This is a genomic window from Falsiroseomonas oryzae, from assembly GCF_027856955.1.
Lineage (GTDB): Bacteria > Pseudomonadota > Alphaproteobacteria > Acetobacterales > Acetobacteraceae > Falsiroseomonas > Falsiroseomonas oryzae.
This window is the reverse complement of the sequence record NZ_JAPSMD010000020.1, coordinates 14085-30005: the sequence shown is the minus strand read 5'-3', so window position 1 is coordinate 30005 and position 15921 is coordinate 14085. Positions and strand designations below refer to the sequence as shown.

At 71.7% G+C, this 15921-nt stretch carries 16 protein-coding genes; 7 read left to right on the top strand and 9 right to left on the bottom strand.

Features of this window, described 5'->3' with window-relative positions; translation table 11 throughout:
* The 4 genes from OZN99_RS04520 to OZN99_RS04505 form a co-directional block, all read left to right on the top strand.
* The coding region (locus OZN99_RS04520) for a YihY/virulence factor BrkB family protein (RefSeq protein WP_270933984.1) at positions 1–986 on the top strand (986 nt) is incomplete at its 5' end.
* Positions 987–1039: 53 nt separating this feature from the next.
* The gene (locus tag OZN99_RS04515) at positions 1040–2011 is read left to right on the top strand and encodes a Bug family tripartite tricarboxylate transporter substrate binding protein (RefSeq protein ID WP_270933983.1); all 972 of its coding nucleotides are present in this window, start codon (positions 1040–1042) and stop codon (positions 2009–2011) included.
* Between the two features lies 1 nt (position 2012).
* Positions 2013–3401, top strand: coding sequence for an ABC transporter substrate-binding protein (locus OZN99_RS04510; protein WP_270933982.1), 1389 nt, complete (start codon positions 2013–2015; stop codon positions 3399–3401).
* Between the two features lie 52 nt (positions 3402–3453).
* On the top strand, positions 3454–3912 hold the full coding sequence (locus OZN99_RS04505) for a RidA family protein (RefSeq protein WP_270933981.1): 459 nt from the start codon (positions 3454–3456) through the stop codon (positions 3910–3912).
* 72 nt (positions 3913–3984) lie between these two features.
* Here OZN99_RS04505 and OZN99_RS04500 read toward each other — a convergent pair whose 3' ends face one another.
* The 5 genes from OZN99_RS04500 to OZN99_RS04480 all read right to left on the bottom strand — a co-directional run bounded on the left by OZN99_RS04500 (position 3985) and on the right by OZN99_RS04480 (position 8644).
* The gene (locus tag OZN99_RS04500) at positions 3985–4761 is read right to left on the bottom strand and encodes an ABC transporter permease (protein WP_270933980.1); all 777 of its coding nucleotides are present in this window, start codon (positions 4759–4761) and stop codon (positions 3985–3987) included.
* On the bottom strand, positions 4761–5822 hold the full coding sequence (locus OZN99_RS04495; protein WP_270933979.1) for an ABC transporter permease: 1062 nt from the start codon (positions 5820–5822) through the stop codon (positions 4761–4763). Before OZN99_RS04495 ends, OZN99_RS04500 begins: the two co-directional genes overlap by 1 nt.
* 113 nt (positions 5823–5935) lie before the next feature.
* On the bottom strand, positions 5936–6958 hold the full coding sequence (locus OZN99_RS04490) for an extracellular solute-binding protein (RefSeq protein WP_270933978.1): 1023 nt from the start codon (positions 6956–6958) through the stop codon (positions 5936–5938).
* Positions 6955–7902, bottom strand: coding sequence for an aminotransferase class IV (locus OZN99_RS04485; RefSeq protein WP_270933977.1), 948 nt, complete (start codon positions 7900–7902; stop codon positions 6955–6957). Before OZN99_RS04485 ends, OZN99_RS04490 begins: the two co-directional genes overlap by 4 nt.
* Before the next feature lie 31 nt (positions 7903–7933).
* Positions 7934–8644 carry a carboxymuconolactone decarboxylase family protein gene (locus tag OZN99_RS04480; protein WP_270933976.1) on the bottom strand — a complete coding sequence of 237 codons (711 nt, stop codon included), beginning with the start codon at positions 8642–8644 and terminating at the stop codon, positions 7934–7936.
* Between the two features lie 97 nt (positions 8645–8741).
* Between OZN99_RS04480 and OZN99_RS04475 the strand changes: the two genes are divergently transcribed.
* Positions 8742–9713: a Bug family tripartite tricarboxylate transporter substrate binding protein gene (locus OZN99_RS04475; RefSeq protein ID WP_270933975.1), complete on the top strand. Its 972-nt coding sequence runs from the start codon at positions 8742–8744 to the stop codon at positions 9711–9713.
* 7 nt (positions 9714–9720) lie between these two features.
* Here OZN99_RS04475 and OZN99_RS04470 read toward each other — a convergent pair whose 3' ends face one another.
* Genes OZN99_RS04470 through OZN99_RS04455 form a run of 4 tightly spaced genes read right to left on the bottom strand, consistent with a single transcriptional unit; the run spans position 9721 to position 13533 of the window.
* Positions 9721–11037: a TRAP transporter large permease gene (locus tag OZN99_RS04470; protein WP_270933974.1), complete on the bottom strand. Its 1317-nt coding sequence runs from the start codon at positions 11035–11037 to the stop codon at positions 9721–9723.
* Entirely contained in the window at positions 11034–11531 is a 498-nt protein-coding gene (locus tag OZN99_RS04465) for a TRAP transporter small permease (protein WP_270933973.1), read from the bottom strand. The genes OZN99_RS04470 and OZN99_RS04465 overlap by 4 nt, the downstream gene beginning before the upstream one ends.
* On the bottom strand, positions 11528–12571 hold the full coding sequence (locus tag OZN99_RS04460) for a TRAP transporter substrate-binding protein (RefSeq protein ID WP_270933972.1): 1044 nt from the start codon (positions 12569–12571) through the stop codon (positions 11528–11530). The genes OZN99_RS04465 and OZN99_RS04460 overlap by 4 nt, the downstream gene beginning before the upstream one ends.
* A gap of 26 nt (positions 12572–12597) precedes the next feature.
* Positions 12598–13533 carry a fatty acid desaturase gene (locus OZN99_RS04455; RefSeq protein ID WP_270933971.1) on the bottom strand — a complete coding sequence of 312 codons (936 nt, stop codon included), beginning with the start codon at positions 13531–13533 and terminating at the stop codon, positions 12598–12600.
* A 46-nt stretch (positions 13534–13579) separates the two neighbouring features.
* On the opposite strand from OZN99_RS04455, the gene OZN99_RS04450 reads away from it, so the two are divergent.
* Both OZN99_RS04450 and OZN99_RS04445 read left to right on the top strand, forming a co-directional pair.
* The gene (locus OZN99_RS04450; RefSeq protein WP_270933970.1) at positions 13580–14410 is read left to right on the top strand and encodes a phosphate/phosphite/phosphonate ABC transporter substrate-binding protein; all 831 of its coding nucleotides are present in this window, start codon (positions 13580–13582) and stop codon (positions 14408–14410) included.
* A gap of 43 nt (positions 14411–14453) precedes the next feature.
* A complete protein-coding gene (locus tag OZN99_RS04445; RefSeq protein ID WP_270933969.1) occupies positions 14454–15884 on the top strand; it encodes an NAD(P)-binding domain-containing protein in 1431 nt (476 codons plus the stop codon).
* The last annotated feature ends 37 nt before the right edge of the window (positions 15885–15921 follow it).

Sequence of the window (15921 nt, the reverse complement as noted above, 5' to 3'; positions counted from 1 at the left end):
GGGCGGCCCCGGCGGGCGGCGGCGCCGGCCAGCAGCCGCCGAAGCAGGGCGGGCCGGGTCGCGACGCCGCGGCGCCGCAGGACATCCCGCCGACGGGCTGGTGGCAGATCGTCAGGCGCACCTTCTCCCAGGCCGCCGAGGACCGGCTGCTGACCGAGGCGGCGGGCGTCACCTTCTACACGCTGCTGGCGCTGTTCCCGGCGATCGCTGCGCTGGTCTCGCTCTATGGCCTGGTGGCAGACCCGGCGACGGTCTCGCAGCACCTGGAGCAGCTGGGCGGCGTGGTGCCGGGCGGCGGGATGGAGCTGATCGAGGAGCAGGTGCGGCGCGTCAGTGAGAAGCCGTCTGGAGCGCTGGGCTTCGGCGCCATCGCGGGCCTCGCCATCTCGCTCTGGAGCGCCAACCAGGCGACCAAGGCGATGTTCGACGCGCTGAACGTCGTCTACGAGGAGAAGGAGAAGCGCGGGTTCATCCGCCTGACGCTGACCAGCCTTGCCTTCACGCTGGGCGGGCTGGTCTTTGCGGTCGTCACCATGCTGGCGGTGGTGGTGGTGCCGGTGGTGCTGAACGTCATCGGCCTGGGCAGCACCGCGGAATGGATCCTGCGCCTGGCGCGGTGGCCGATCCTTCTGGTGCTGGTCGGGCTGCTGCTGGCCGCGCTGTATCGCTTCGGGCCCAGCCGGGAGACGGCGCGCTGGCGCTGGGTGAGCTGGGGCAGCGCGGTCGCGACGCTGGTCTGGCTGGCAGGCTCGCTCGGCTTCTCCTGGTACGTCGAGAGTTTCGGCAACTACAACGAGACCTACGGCTCGCTGGGCGCGGTGATCGGCTTCATGACCTGGGTGTGGATCTCGGCGGCTGTCGTGCTGCTGGGCGGCGAGCTCAACGCCGAGATGGAGCACCAGACCGCGCGCGACACCACGACGGGGCCGGAACGGCCGATGGGCACGCGCGGAGCGCGGATGGCCGACCGGGTCGCAGCGGAATAGTTGCACTGCGGCAATCCCTGCGGAACACTCGGTCGAACCGCTGGGAGAGCGATATGGGACCGACGATTTCGCGCCGCGGCCTGCTGGGGGCCGCCACGCTGCTGCCGATGCCGGCGCTGGCGCAGGGTACGCCAGGAACCTGGCCGGACCGGCCAATCCGGCTGATCATGCCCTTCCCGGCCGGCGGCTCCTCGGACACGCATGCGCGTGCCTTCGCGGACGCGATGGGGCGGGAGCTGCCGCAGCGCATCATCGTGGACAACCGCTCCGGCGCGGGCGGCAACATCGGGGTGGACGCGGCGGCGAAGAGCCCGGCGGACGGCTACACGCTGCTGGCGACGGGGCCGAACATCATCAACACGCGCTACCTCATCAAGGACACGCCGTTCCGCTGGGAGCGCGACCTGGAGCCGCTGGGGCTGATGTTCTCGGCGCCGAACGTGCTGGTGGTGCATCCCTCCGTGCCGGCGCGCAACGTGACGGAGTTCATCGCGCATGTCCGGGCTAATCCGGGGCGGCTGAACTTCGGCTCGGCCGGGGCGGGCGGATCGATTCACCTGTCGGCCGAGATGTTCATGATGATGACGAACACCGAGATGGTGCACGTCCCCTATCGCGGCGACGCGCTGCTGCGCGCAGACCTGACGAACGGCGCGATCCAGGTGCTGTTCGGCGGCATCACCACGGCGCTGGAGCCGATCCGCGCCGGGCAGTGGCGGGCGCTGGGCGTGACGGGGCTGACGCGATGGCCGGCCGCACCGGACCTGCCCACCATCGCCGAGACGGTGCCGGGCTTCGACGTGACCAGCTGGATGGGGCTGTTCGCGCCGAAGGGCGTGCCGGCGCCCGTGGTGGCCCGGCTGCGGGAAGCCTTCGACAAGGTCATGGCCAACCCGCAGAACCGGGCGGATTTCGAGAAGCTGGGCGTGCAGGTCACGCCCTCCACCGCGGCGCAGCACCTCGCCTTCATGCAGAACGAGGAACGGCGCTGGGCGCCGATCCTGAGCCGGTTCGAGCCGCAATAGCATGCGCCACCTCCGCATCGCCGCGGAGGCGTGCCTGTTCCTGCCCGGCGGGCGGGTGACGGACGACACCAGCGTCCTGACGCTCAAGACGCTGGTGTTCGAGCCGCTACTGCGCTGGACCGAGGGCGGGCGCGCGGCGCCGGCGCTGCTGGCGCGGTGGGAGGTTGGGGACGGCGGGCGGCGGTGGCTGTTCCACCTGCGCGACGGCGCCGTCTTCCACGACGGCGTCGCCTGCACCTCGCGCCATGTGCTGGACACCATCGAGGCCGTGCTTGGCTCGGTGGACATGTTCGGGATGAAGTGGTCGTACAGCCGCTACCTCGCACGGGCGAGGCTGTCGACGCCGACGCCCTCCACCCTGCTGGTCGAGAACCCGGAACCCTTCGCGGACATCCTGGACATCCTCAGCGAATTCTTCGTCGCGCGGGAGGATGCGGCTGGCGCGCCGGTGCTGGGTACCGGGCCCTACCGCGTCACGGGCTTCGCGGAGGGCGTGGCGGAGCTGGCGCGGGTGGGCGACGCGCCAGGGCCGGAGCGGATCTCCTTCCGCGCCATTCCGCATGCCGAGGACCGCATGGCGGCGCTGCACTCGGGCGAGGCCGACGTGGCCATGCAACTCGAGCGGATGCAGGCGGGGCCGCGCTTCGAGGATCGGTTCGCCTGGGGGCGGCAGGTCAGCACGCTCTCCGTCATGCACTACCTGAACTGCGCCGAGGGCGCCTTCGCGCATCCGGCGGCGCGGCTGGCGATCAATCTGGCGGTGGACCGCCAGATGATCCTGGACACGCTGTTCCAGGGCCTCGGCGTGCTGTCCTCCACCGTGGTGAGCCCGCTGCACATGGGCGCGGGCGCGGCGGGGCTGGAGCCCTTGCCGCACGACCCGGACCGGGCGAAGCGCCTGTTCGAGGCCGCGCAGGTCGGCGGGCCGCTGCGACTGCGCACGCCGACCCACATGCCGGAGAAGGCGCTGGCCGTGACGCAGGCGGTGGCGGATGCGCTGGGGCGGCTGGGCATCGGGACGCGGATCGAGATCCAGCGCGACCGGCCGGAATATGCGCGGGAGGTCGGGCGCAAGGCGATCGGCGACGTGGCGATCTTCGACAGCTCGCCGCATTCCACCTTCCGCGTGCTGGACGACAAGATCTCCTCCGCCAGCCGTGCGGTGTGGTGGCAGGGCTATCACGACGAGGAGGCGCAGCGGCTGATCGCGGCGGCGAGCCGCGCGGTGGAGGACGAGGCGCGGGAGGCCGCCTATGGCGCGGTGCTGCGGCGGCTGCACGCCAACCCGCCCTGGCTCTACCTGTTCCACCCCGTCGGCGTCTTCGCCGCCCGGCCGGGCGCCGGGCGCTTCGTGCTGGAGGGGACGGGCATCCTGCGCGTGGAGGGCTGACGGCGCGCGGCGTTCCGCGGCAGAGTGGCCGCGACGCAGGAGGAGAATCCGCATGTCCGCCGAGAAGCGCCTGGCCGAGCTGGGCATCGAGCTGCCGACGCCGCCGAAGCCGATGGCGAACTACGTGCCCTGGCGCATCGGGGGCGGGCTGCTGTTCCTCTCGGGCGTCGGGCCGCGGCGGGCGGATGGCAGCTCCATCACCGGGATCCTCGGCGCGGGGATGTCCGTGCAGGAGGGCTATGCGGCGGCGCGGCTCTGCGGGCTGAACCTGCTGGCGAACATGAAGAACGCGCTGGGCACGCTGGACCGCGTGGACACCATCCTGAAGGTGCTGGGCATGGTGCGCGCCACGCCGGACTTCGGCGAGCAGCCGGAGGTGATCAACGGCTGCACCGACCTGTTCGTGGAGGTGTTCGGCGACCCCGGGCGGCCGGCGCGCTCCGCGGTCGGCATGGGCAGCCTGCCGCGCGGCATCCCGGTGGAGATCGAGGCCGTCGTCCTGATCCGCTGAGCGTTCAGGTGAGCCAGCAATTCACGACCTGGCGCGTCGGCCGTCGGCCGGCGCACTCAGGCCGATCGCAGGTCAGCGTCGCCGCAGCGCCTCCGTCACCAGCAGCAGCAGGAAGGACGCCAGGAACAGCAGGCTGGCGGCGGCCAGGATGGTCGGCGTCATGTATTCGCGAACATTGGCGTACATCTGGCGCGGCAGGGTGAATTGGCCCGGTCCCGCCAGGAACAGCGTGATGACGAACTCGTCGAGCGAGGTGGCGAAGGCGAAGACCGCGCCGGCCGCCACCCCGGGCCAGATGCGCGGCAGCATCACGCGGCGGAACGCCATCCAGGGCGGTGCGCCGAGCGAGGCGGCGGCGCGCAGCAGCGTGCCGTCGAAGGTGGCCAGCGCCGCCAGCACGCTGACCAGCACGAAGGGCACCGCGACCACGGTATGACCCAGCACGAGGCCGGGCAGCGTGCCGGCCAGCCCGACCAGGGAGAAGGCGAAGAACATCGCCGCGGCCGTGACGATGAAGGGCGTCACCATCGGCAGGGTCAGCAGCGCCACCAGCAGCGCGCGCCCGCGGAAGGCGCCGAGATGCAGGCCGATGGCGGCGGCGGTGCCCAGCACGGTCGCGACCGCCATGGTGGCCGCCGCGACGACCAGGCTGTTTCGGGTGGCCAGCGTCCAGCGGTCGTTGGCGAAGAAGTCGGCATACCACCGCAGCGAGAGGCCCTTCGGCGGAAAGCTCAGGAGTTCGGTCGGCGAGAAGGAAAGCCAGAGCGCAGCCAGCATCGGCGCGGTCAGGAAGGCCAGCACCAGCACCGTGGCGCCGAGCAGCAGCGCGGAGGGGCGCAGCCCCGGCATCAGCCGCGCGCGCCCACCGGCATGCCGCCCGTCAGCACGCGCAGCAGCGCCATCACCGCGCCAGCCATGGCCAGCAGGTAGACCGAGAGCGCCGCGGCCATGCCCCAGTTCACGTCGCGGTTCAGGTACTGCGCGATGAACCAGGCAACCAGCTGGTCGCGCTCGCCGCCCACCAGCGCCGGCGTGATATAGAAGCCGACGGCGAGCAGGAAGGTCATCGCCGCGCCGGCCAGCACGCCGGGCAGCGAGAGCGGAAACCAGACGCGACGAAAGCGCAGCCAGGGCCCTGCGCCCAGCGAGGCGGCGGCCTGCAGGTGGCGCGGATCCAGCCGCGTCATCACGCCGACCATGGGCAGGATGGCGACCGGAAGCAGGACATGGATGGTGGCCAGCAGCACGGCGAAACGCGTGCCGACGAGTTGCAGCGGCGCATCCACCACGCCAAGGAGCAGCAGCAGGTCGTTCACCGGCCCCTCGCGCTGCAGCAGGGCGAACCAGGCGGTGCTGCGCACCATGACGGAGGACCAGAACGGGACCAGCACCAGCAGCAGCGCCGTCGAGGACCAGGGCGGGCGCAGGGACGCGATGGCGGCGGCGACCGGCCAGCCGAGCAGTACGCAGGCGAGGGTCACGATCACGCTGACCCAGAGCGTGCGCAGGAACAGCGTGCGGAACAGCGCCTGATCGGGATCGACGGCGCGGATCGCGCCATCCGGCATGCGCGTGAGGTCGAGTGCCCGCAGCAGGTAGAGCGAGGTGGTGGGGCCGCCGGCGCGGCGGATCAGTTGCCAGGTCTCCGGCTGCGCCCAGCGCGGATCGAGCGCGGGCAGGCTCTCGGCATAGGGCGCGACGAGGCGCGGCGCGGCGCGCGCGGTGCGCAGCAGCAGCGCGCGCATTCCCGTGCGCTCGAAGTTCAGACGCTGGGAGACGTCGCCGATGCGGCGTTCCTCGAGCGCGGCGCCGAGTTCCTGCGCCATGGCGGCGAAGGCCGCCTCGGGCGGCAGGCCCTCCCCATCCCAGGCGGCCAGCGCCGCGCGGGTGCGGGGCAGAGTCTCCGCCACCTCGCGGTCCGCGACGGCGGTGAAGAGCGTGACGCCGACCGGCAGCAGGAAGGCGCCGCCGATCAGCAGCAGCAGGGGCGCGAGAAGCCCCCAGGCCAGGAGCTTCTGCCGGCTCAGCGGTTCAACCAGGCCGCGAAGCGCTGCTCCAACTCCGGGCCCTGGTCCAGCCAGAACTCGGTGTCGATCTGCAGGCCGCGGTGCTGGTGGTTGCTCATCATCAGCGGGTTGCGGCCGCGCACGGCGGGGTCGTTGGCGACCGCGGCGGTGACCGGGTTGATCGGCCAGACCTCCGACAGAGCGCGCAGGGGCTCGGGGTTGGTGATGTGCTCGATCAGGCGCATGGCGTTGGCGGCGTGCGGGCTGCCGCGCACGACCGCCCAGTAGTCGAAGCTGAACAGCAGCGTGTCCCAGTTCAGGTCGAAGCGGGCGCCGCCGCGCATGGCATTCGCGGTGCGGCCGACGAAGCCGACGGCGAAGGCGACCTCGCCGGCGTTCACCAGCTCGATCGGCTGCTGGCCGCCGGTCCAGAAATGCAGGTGCGGGCGGATGCGGTCCAGCGCGGCGAAGGCGCGCTGCTGGCCGGCCGGCGTCGCCAGCACGCGATAGACCTCGGCCGCGGGAACGCCGTCGCCCATCAGCGCGATCTCCAGCGTCATGCGCGCGCCGCGGCGCAGCGTGCGGCGGCCGGGGAAACGCTGCACGTCCCAGAATTCCTGCCAGTTCGACGGGCCGTTCGGGTTGCGGCTGACGTCGCGGAACACCGAGACGCCCCAGCCGATGGCCCCGGCGCCGCAGGTGGTGGTGCCGCCGGGCAGGAACTTCTCCCGGTTCACCACCGACCAGTCGATGCGTTCGAAGATGCCGTCCTCGCAGCCGCGGATCAGGTCCGGCGCCTCCACCATCACCACGTCCCAGGTGACGTTGCGCGCCTGCACCATCGCCCGGATCGGGCCGACATTGTAGTCGTAGGAGCTGTCGCGGAGCGGCACGCCGGTGCGCTGCGTGAAGCTCTCGAACAGGGTCCGGCGCATGTGGTCCTGCAGCTGGCCGCCGCCGGCGACGATGGTGAGCTCGCGCTGCGCGGCTGCCGGCATGGCGATCACCAGCGCGGCGAGCAGCAGGAGAAGACGGGTCATGCGATGGCCTCCGCCGGCGTGATGTGCCAGCCGGCATTCTTCCGGTCGTAATAGGTGTTCAGCAAGCGGGCCGTCACCGGCCCGGGCACCCCCTGCCCCACCGGCGCGCCGTCCAGCCGTGTGACGGGGAACAGGCCGCAGGAGGTGGCGGTAAGGAACAGCTCCTCCGCGCGCGCCAGGTCCTCCGGCACCAGCCTGCCGTAGCGGGCGGGTATGCCGAGGTCGCCGGCGATCTCGAACATGGTGCGGCAGGAGATGCCGGGCAGCACGTTGGCCTCCGGCGAGACCAGCGCGCCGTCCAGCAGCGCCACGACGTTGAAGCCCGGCGCCTCCGCCACGCTGCCGTCGGGCGCCAGCAGCAGCGCCACGTCCTGCCCGGCATCCTTCGCCGCGAAGGTGGCGCGCTGGAAATCGCCCCAATGCGTGTTCTTCCAGTGCGGGTTGACGGAGTCGGCCGCGATGCGCGGCACGCCGCGGACGATCATGGCGTGCAGGCCGCGGCGCATCTCCTCCGGCTGGCCGCGCAGGATCAGCGGCGTGACGGTGGCGAAGAGGCGGTGCGCGACATGCCTTCCCGGGTCGCGGGTGCCGGGCACGGCGCTGCCGCGGGTGCAGGCGAAATACACCAGCGTGTCGGGAAGGCCGCTGCGGCGCACGAGGTCCGCCAGCAGGCGGCGCAGGGCCGCACGGTCCAGCCCGGGATCGAGGCGCAGCCCGATGCAGGAGCCGAGGAAGCGGTCCAGGTGGTCCTCCAGCCGGAAGAAGCCGCCGCGCCAGGTGTGCACCACGTCATAGGTCATGTCGGCATACATCAGGCCGAGGTCGCGCACGGGGATGCGCGCCTGGTCGAGCGGCACGACCTCGCCCTCCACCCAGGCGAGCGCCTTCGCGAAATCGGCGTTCTCCAGGCTCAGATGGCTGGGGACGTTCAGCGTGGCGGCCATGCGGCGGATGTGGCGCCGGGGCGACGATCGGTCAAACCCGGGGCGGCGCGAAGGCCCCCTGCCCCGGCGTGGCCGCCCAGGCGCGGAACGCCTCCGAGGCCGGGACGCGGCCGGCGCGGATCAGTGCGAGCCAGGCCTCTGCGGCGCGGACGAAGGGGTTCACGCCGCGCGGCCAGATCGTCAGGGACAGCGCCTCCGCCAGGCAGGGTTCCGGCACGCCGCAGGCCAGCGCGGCTGCGATCTCGGCTTCCAGCCCCCAGCGCTGGTCGCAGGCGCAATGGATGGCGGCGAGGCAGGTGCGGGCCAGCGGCTCCGCCACGGCGCCATCGGCCAGCAGGTCGCGGGCGCCGTCCAGGTAGGCATCGCGGATCGGCGTGGCCGGGAAATGCTGCGCCCAGGCGCCGTCCAGCACGGCGTAGCGCGCGGCGCCGGCGGCCCAGGCGGCCAGGCGGAACAGCGCCATGGCCTGCGCATCCGTCCCGCCCGCGGCGCGGAACTTCGCCAGGTGGTGCGTGCCCACCGGCTCGGCGCAGGCGGCGAGCACGGCGAGCCAGACGGATTCGCGCTCGAGCGGCGCCAGGTGGCGCGGGTCGAGGGTGAGGGCGCGGTACATCGCCTCATAGGCCGCATGCAGCTCGGGCAGGGCGGCGGCCATCAGGCCGTGATGCGGCAGCACGAAGCCCCGCGCGGCACGGATGGCGGCGAGCTGCGCGCGGACCTCGTCGGGGCTCGGGGCGGTCATGCCGCGAAGCGTGGCACGGGCGGCGGGCCCGTCAACGGTTTGGCGCCGCGCGCGGCTGTGGTTGAATGGCGCAACGAGGCCAAGGGAGAGAGCCAGCATGCGTCGCCGCCACGCCCTGATGCTGATGAGCGCGCCGCTTCTGGCGCCGGCCGTCGCCAGAGCCCAAGCCTGGGCGCCGACCCGGCCGGTGACGCTGGTGGTGCCCTTCCCGCCCGGCGGCCCGACCGACCTTGCGGCGCGGGTGATGCAGACGGGGATGCAGTCCGCGCTGGGCCAGCCGGTGGTGGTGGACAACCGGCCGGGCGCGACGGGCGCCATCGGGTCGCGCTACGTCGCGCAGGCGGCGCCGGACGGGCACACGCTGCTGGTGGCGGCGAGCGGCACGCTGACCATCAACGAGGTGGTGATGCGCAGCGCCGGCTACGCCAGCGAGCGCGACTTCGCGCCGGTGACGCTGGTGATGAGCGTGCCGAACATGCTGGTGGTGCATCCCTCCGTCCCGGTGCGCACGGTGGCCGAGGTGGTGGCCTGGATGAAGGCGCAGCGCGGCGGCGTGAACTACGCCTCCAGCGGCGTCGGCTCCTCGGAGCAGCTGGGCATGGAGCTGTTCCGGCTGCGCACGGGCACCGAGGCGACGGCGGTGCCCTTCGCCGGCGGTCCGGCGGCGATGCAGGCGGTGATCCAGAACCAGGCGCCGATCGCGATGCTGAACGCGGCGACGGTGGGGCCGCAGGTGCAGGCCGGCAACCTGCGCGGGATCGCAGTGGCGGGGCCCCGGCGGATGCCGACGCTGCCTGACGTGCCCACCATGACGGAGGCCGGGCTGCCGGAGATCGTCAGCGGGAGCTGGACGGCGGTGGTGGCACCGGCGGCGACGCCCGCGCCCATTTTGGACCGGCTGAACGCCGTGATGGTTGCGGCGCTGCGCACGCCGGAGGTGACGGAGCGGCTGGGGCGCGTCGGCTTCACGGTGGATGCCAGCAGCCGCGAGGAACTGGCGCGGCTGATCGCCAGCGACCTGGCGCGCTGGCGGGAGGTGGTGCGCGAGGCGCGTATCGAGGTGAACTGACCCGCGCCTACCAGAGCCCCGGCAGCCAGAGGCTGATCGCTGGCACCAGCGCCAGCAGCAGGATGCGGATGCCGTCGCTGGCGACGAAGCCCAGCACGCCGCGATAGGTCTCGCCCATCGGCACGTCCTTCGCCATGGCGTTGATGACGAAGAGGTTCAGGCCGAAGGGCGGGCTGATCATGCCGACCTCGACGCTCATCAGCACCAGGATGCCGAACCAGACCAGCACCTGCGTCCTGTCCAGCCCGAAATCGAGGCTGAGCATCAGGGGGACGAAGATCGGCAGCGTCAGGAGGACCATCGCCAGGCTCTCCATGAAGCAGCCGAGGATGAAGTAGATCACCAGGATCGCCAGCAGCACGGTGATCGGCGCGACGTCCATCCGCGCGACTGCGGCCGAGAGCTCGGTCGGCAGTTGCGAGAGCGCGAGGCCGGCGCTGAACAGCTCGGCGCCCAGCAGCACGAGGAAGATCAGGCCGGTGGTCTCGGCGGTGGAGAGCAGGCTCTCCTTCAGGCCCTGCCAGCGCATGCCGCCGAGCGTCACGGCCAGGAGGCCGGTGGCGGCGGCACCGATGGCGGCGCCTTCCGTCGCGCTGAACCAGCCGTCGTACATGCCAGTGACCACCAGGACGAAGACGAGAATCACGGGCCAGACATCGGCGGTGGCGCGCAGCCTCTCGCGATACGGCATGCGCTCGGCAGCGGGGGCGCTGCCGGGGGCGAGGCGGGAATAGAGGTTCACCACCAGCATGTAGCCGGCCGTGGCGAGGAGGCCGGGGATCACGGCCGCGACGAACATCTGGCCGATGCTCTGCTCGGTGTAGATGGCGTAGATCACCAGGATGACGCTGGGCGGGATGAGGATGCCGAGCGTGCCGCCGGCTGCGAGCGTGCCGGTGGCGAGCGCGGGCGAATAGCCGTGCCGGCGCATCTCCGGCCCGGCCACCTGGCTCATCGTGGCGGCGGTGGCGAGGGATGATCCGCAGATCGCGCCGAAGGCGGCGCAGCCGCCGATGGTCGCCACCGCCAGCCCGCCGCGCCAATGCCCCATCCAGGCGCGCGCGCAGCGGAACAGCGCGCGGTTCATGCCGCCCTTGGTGGCGAAGTCGCCCATCAGCAGGAACAGCGGGATGACCGACAGCGTGTAGGAGGAGAAGCGGCTGAAGGTCAGCGTGTTGAGCGAGGCGAAGAGCCGGTCCCAGCCCGAGATCGCGGCATAGCCGATGCCGCCGACCAGCAGCATGGCGATGCCGACGGGCATCCGCAGCGCGATCAGCACCAGAGCGCCGCCGAACATCGCCAGCCCGATATCGAAGTTCGTCACGCGGCCTGCCTCGCCTTCGCCGCGCTCTCCACCGCCACGAAGGCGGCGCAGATCGTCCAGAGCGTCATGCCGATGGCCGCGCCGGCATAGCCCCACCAATAGGGGATCAGCAGGAACATCGTCTCCCGCTCTCGGTCCCACATGTTCCAGCCGCCGATCGCCAGCCGCCAGGCGAGCACGGCGATCACCGCCGCGCCGATGGCGCGCATCACGGCATCCAGGCCGGTAATGCCGCGGGCCGGCAGCTTCTGGGTGAAGAAGTCCACCAGCACATGCGCGCCCTTCATCTCGCCGAGCGGCAGGCAGAGCGCGACGGCGACGCCGAGCAGCATCTCCACCACCTCGGAATCGCCGAGGATCGGCTGGTTGACGATCGCGCCGCGCAGCACGGAGGCGGTGGTGACCGCGACCGCGCCGAGCAGCAGGAAGCCGGCGACGATGCCGCCGAGCGTCGCGGCGCCGGTCAGGACCCCGCGCAGGCGCGCCAGCGTCACGTACGGCCGAAGCGGGCGGTGATCGCCAGGATGTCGTCGAACAGCGCGCGGCCGTTGCGGCCGCGGCGGTTCATCTCGGCGATCCAGGCGTCGTAGGCCGGCGCGACGGCGGTGCGCCAGCGCGCCTTCTCGGCATCCGGGATCTCGATGATCTCGTTGCCGGCAGCGCGCGTGGCGTCGATGGCCTGCTGGGTCTGGGTATCCCAGATCTCGCCGAGTTGCTTCGAGAGGGCGGCGCCGGAATTGGCATCCACCACCGCCTTCAGCTCGTTGGGCAGGCGGTTGTAGCTGCGCATGCTCATCAGCGTCAGCAGCATGCCCTGGAACAGGCCGCCCTTCGGCTCGGAGTGGAACTTCGCGACTTCGTAGAGCCGGAAGGGATGGGTGATGGCCCAGTTGATCAGGAAGCCATCCACCTGGTTCCGCGCCGTCGCCTCATAGACGCCGCCGAGCGGGATGCCGACCGGCGTAGCGCCCAGCGCGGTGACGGCCTCGCCGATGAAGCGGCCGGCGACGCGCAGCCGGAGGCCGCGGAAGTCCTCGAGCGTGCGGATCGGGCGCCGGCTGGTGTGGATCAGCGCGCGGTCGGTGGAATGGATGGAGATGATCTTGATGCCGCGATACTCGCTGTCCGCCAGGTTCTTCGCGGCGAACTCGTAGGCGGCCTGGCTCTCCGTGGCGGAGAGGCCGGTGTTCATGAAGGGCATCTCCAGCCCCTCGGTGCCCATGAAGCGGCCGGGCGTGAAGCCGGGCACGGTCCAGATCATGTCCACCACGCCGTCGTCCAGCTGCTGCGGCAGGTCGCGCGGCTGGCCGCCGAGCTGCATGGCCGGGTACATCTCCACCCGGATGCGGTTCTGCGACTGCTGCGCGATGCGCTCTGCCCAGCGGTCCAGGTGCAGCGTGTGGTCCAGCGCGGTGGGCGAGGAGAAGGAATGGCAGCGGAAGGTGAAGACCTGCTGCGCCTTCGCCACCATCGGTGCGGCCAGCGGGGTGGCAAGCAGGCCAAGCCCCGCGCCCATCAGGTGCCGTCGGTTCATCTCTTGTCCCCCTTCAGGATGATGGTTCAGCGGGCCGGATGGGCCGGGATGAAGACCGGCGTGAACAGCCACTGCCGCGCGATCTGCCAGTAGCCGCGGAAGACGAAGTGGCCGTTGTGCGCCAGCAGCTTCTCGCGGTTACGCCGCCAGAAGCCGGGGATCTCGAACCACGGCATCTGGGGATAGAGGTGGTGCACGATGTGCAGGTTGTTCCACAGGAAGAGCAGGCCGAAGACCCAGTTGCTCTCGACGCTGGCCGTGCGCTCACCCGGCGTGGGACCCCAGCGGTGCTCGATGAAGGCGCGCAGCAGGCCGATGGAGATGCCGGGCAGCACCATCAGCACGTAATACTGCCAGAGCGGCATGCCGGCGACCTGTGTCACGAACCACAGGATCACCGCCAGCCCGCAGAAGAAGCCGAGCCAGGTCGGCACGTCCGACCAGTCGCCGCGCGAGAGCTTGCCCCACTCCACGATCGCGAGCTTGCGCAGCCGCAGGAAGGGACCGATCAGGAGCCGCCCGGCCAGCGTCTGGTTGGCCAGCAGCACCGCGCGCCAGGGGGCGGAATAGCGCGACCAGTCGGCCTGGCGATGGTACTGCGTCTCCGTGTCTTCGCCGGGATAGGTCAGCACGGTGTTGCGGTGGTGCGCGCTGTGGCTGCGCTTGTAGAGCTCGAAGGGCCACCAGCCGCCGATCGGCGGCCAGACCACCGCGCTGCGCAGCCAGCGCGGGATGCTGCGCCAGCCATGGATCGCCTCGTGCTGGAGGGAGAAATGCCAGGCGAGCACGTAGCCACCCAGCAGCATCAGCAGCGGCCAGGGGATGGCGGCATGGAACCAGACCAGCAGGAACCAGCTGGCATAGATGGCGACGGCCACGCCCCAGGTCGGCAGCTCCCACCGCCGCCACCAGACGGGGGACGGGGCCAGCGCGGCGGCGCGGGGAAGCTCGCTCTCCGACATGTGCGGAGCGTGGCAAGAAACATGCCGGCATGGCAAGCTGGGGAGCATGGAACTGATTGCCTGCTCCCGCATGTACGACGTCGCGCCGAGCGCGCGCGACGCCTGGCATGGCCTTTTCGCACGGCTGGTCGCGCGGTCCGGCATGCATCTCGCCCCCTTCATCCACATGGCGCCGGCGCCGATCGAGGAGCTCTGGGCGCGGCCCGACATGGGCTGCGTCTTCATGTGCGGCTGGCCCTGGGCGATGCACCCGGAACCGCGCCCCATCCCTCTCGCCGCCCCGCTGCCAAGCCTGCCGCGCTATGGCGGTCGGCCGGTCTACATGACCGACTTCGTGGTGCGCCGGGACGCGCCCTACCGGCACCTGCCGGACGCCTTCGGCGGACGGCTGGGCTGGACGGTCGCGCACAGCCATTCCGGCTGCAACGCGCCGAGGCACCACCTGCTGCGCTACGCGGCACGCTTCCCCTTTGCCGGTGCGGTCGGGCCGCTGGTGACGCCGCTGGCGGTGGCGCAGGCGGTGCGGGAGGGGCGCTGCGATGTCGGGCCGATGGACGGCTTCGCGCACGACCTGCTGCGCCGCCACGCGCCGGAACGGGTGGCGGGGCTGCGCATCCTGGAGAGCACGGACCCCGCGCCGATCCCCTTCCTGGTCGCCGCGTCGGAGACGCCGCCCCGCATCACGCGCGCCCTGACTGATGCGCTGCTGGCGCTGCACGAGGATGACGAGGCACGTGACTTCATGGCAGAGGTCCTCGTGGACCGGTTCGTGCCGGTGGACACGGAGTCCTGCCTGCGCACCGGCCCGGCCTGGGCTACCGACGCCGCTGCGGCCGGGATGCAGCTGCCGCCGCAGCGCGGCATGGCGCCCGCATAGACCGCGCCCATATCGCCGTCGGCACGACCGGAGACAGACCACCTTGCCTGCGCCTCGGACCCTTGCGGAGCTGGAAGCGGATGTCGCGCGCGACCTGGCGCTGATCGCGCATCCGCGCATGGACTGGCTGCAGCCGAAGAGCAGCGGCGGGCGGCCGGTGCTGGACGTGCTGATCGTCGGCGGCGGGCAGTGCGGCGTCGTCACCGGCTTCGCCCTGCTGCGGGAGAAGGTGCGCAACATCTTGGTGATCGACCGCGCCGAGGCCGGGCGCGAAGGTCCCTGGCTCACCTATGCGCGCATGCCGAACCTCCGCAGCTGGAAGGACCAGAGTGGGCCGGACCTCGGCATCCCCTCCCTCACCTACCAGGCCTGGCACGAGGCGCAGTTCGGCACTGCGGCGTGGGAGGCGCTGAAGCTGATTCCGAAGGAGCTGTGGAACGACTACCTGCTGTGGCTGCGCCGCGTCACCGGCGTGCCGGTCAGGAACGGCGTCGAGGCCGGGCGGATCGCGCCGGCGCGCACCGATGACGGCCTGCCCTGCCTTCAGGTGGAGACCAGCGCCGGCCCGATGCTGGCGCGCAAGGTCGTGCTGGCCACCGGCCAGGAGGATGCCGGGCGGTGGTGGATGCCGGGCTTCGTCGCCGACCTGCCGCCGCCGTGCCGCGCCCACAGCGCCGACGCGATCGACTTCGCACGGCTGCGCGGCAAGGTGGTGGCGGTGCTGGGGGCCGGCGCCTCCGCCTTCGACAATGCAGCGACCGCGCTGGAGCATGGCGCGGCGGAGGTGCACCTGTTCTGCCGGCGGGCGGAGCCGCAGCTCGTGCAGCCCTATCGCTGGCTGACCTTCGGCGGCTTCCTGCAGAACCTCCATGCCGTGCCGGACGAATGGCGCTGGCGCTTCATGGCGCATGTGCTGGGGCTGCGGGAGGCCTTCCCGCAGGACACCTGGGATCGCTGCGCGCGGCACGCGAATTTCCGCATGCATGTCGGCCGACCCTGGACCGATGCCCGGATGCAGGACGGGCGCGTGCGGCTGGACACGCCGCGCGGACCCTTCACGGCGGATTTCCTGGTCTGCGGCACCGGCGTGCGGATGGACTACGCCGCCGTGCCGACGCTGGCGGGCTTCGCGCACAATATCGCGCGCTGGTCCGACCGCTACACGCCACCGGCACAGGAGGCGGACGAACGGCTGGCGGAGTTCCCCTATCTCGCGCCCGACTATGGCTTCCTGGAACGCGAGGCCGGCGAGACGCCCTGGATCCGCGACATCCACCTGTTCGGCATCTCCACCACCATGTCCTTCGGCCCGGCCGGCGCCTCCATCAACGCGATGGTCTATGCGGTGCCGCGCCTGGCGCAGGGGCTGATCCGCGGCCTGTTCGAGGCCGACCTGCCGCGGCTGTGGCAGGCCTACCAGGCCTATGACGTGAAGATCGCCCAGATCGACCCGGAACGGCTGGCGGCGGAGTGAATGCCTCTGGACCGCCGAGGCGCCCGCGGCGAGGATG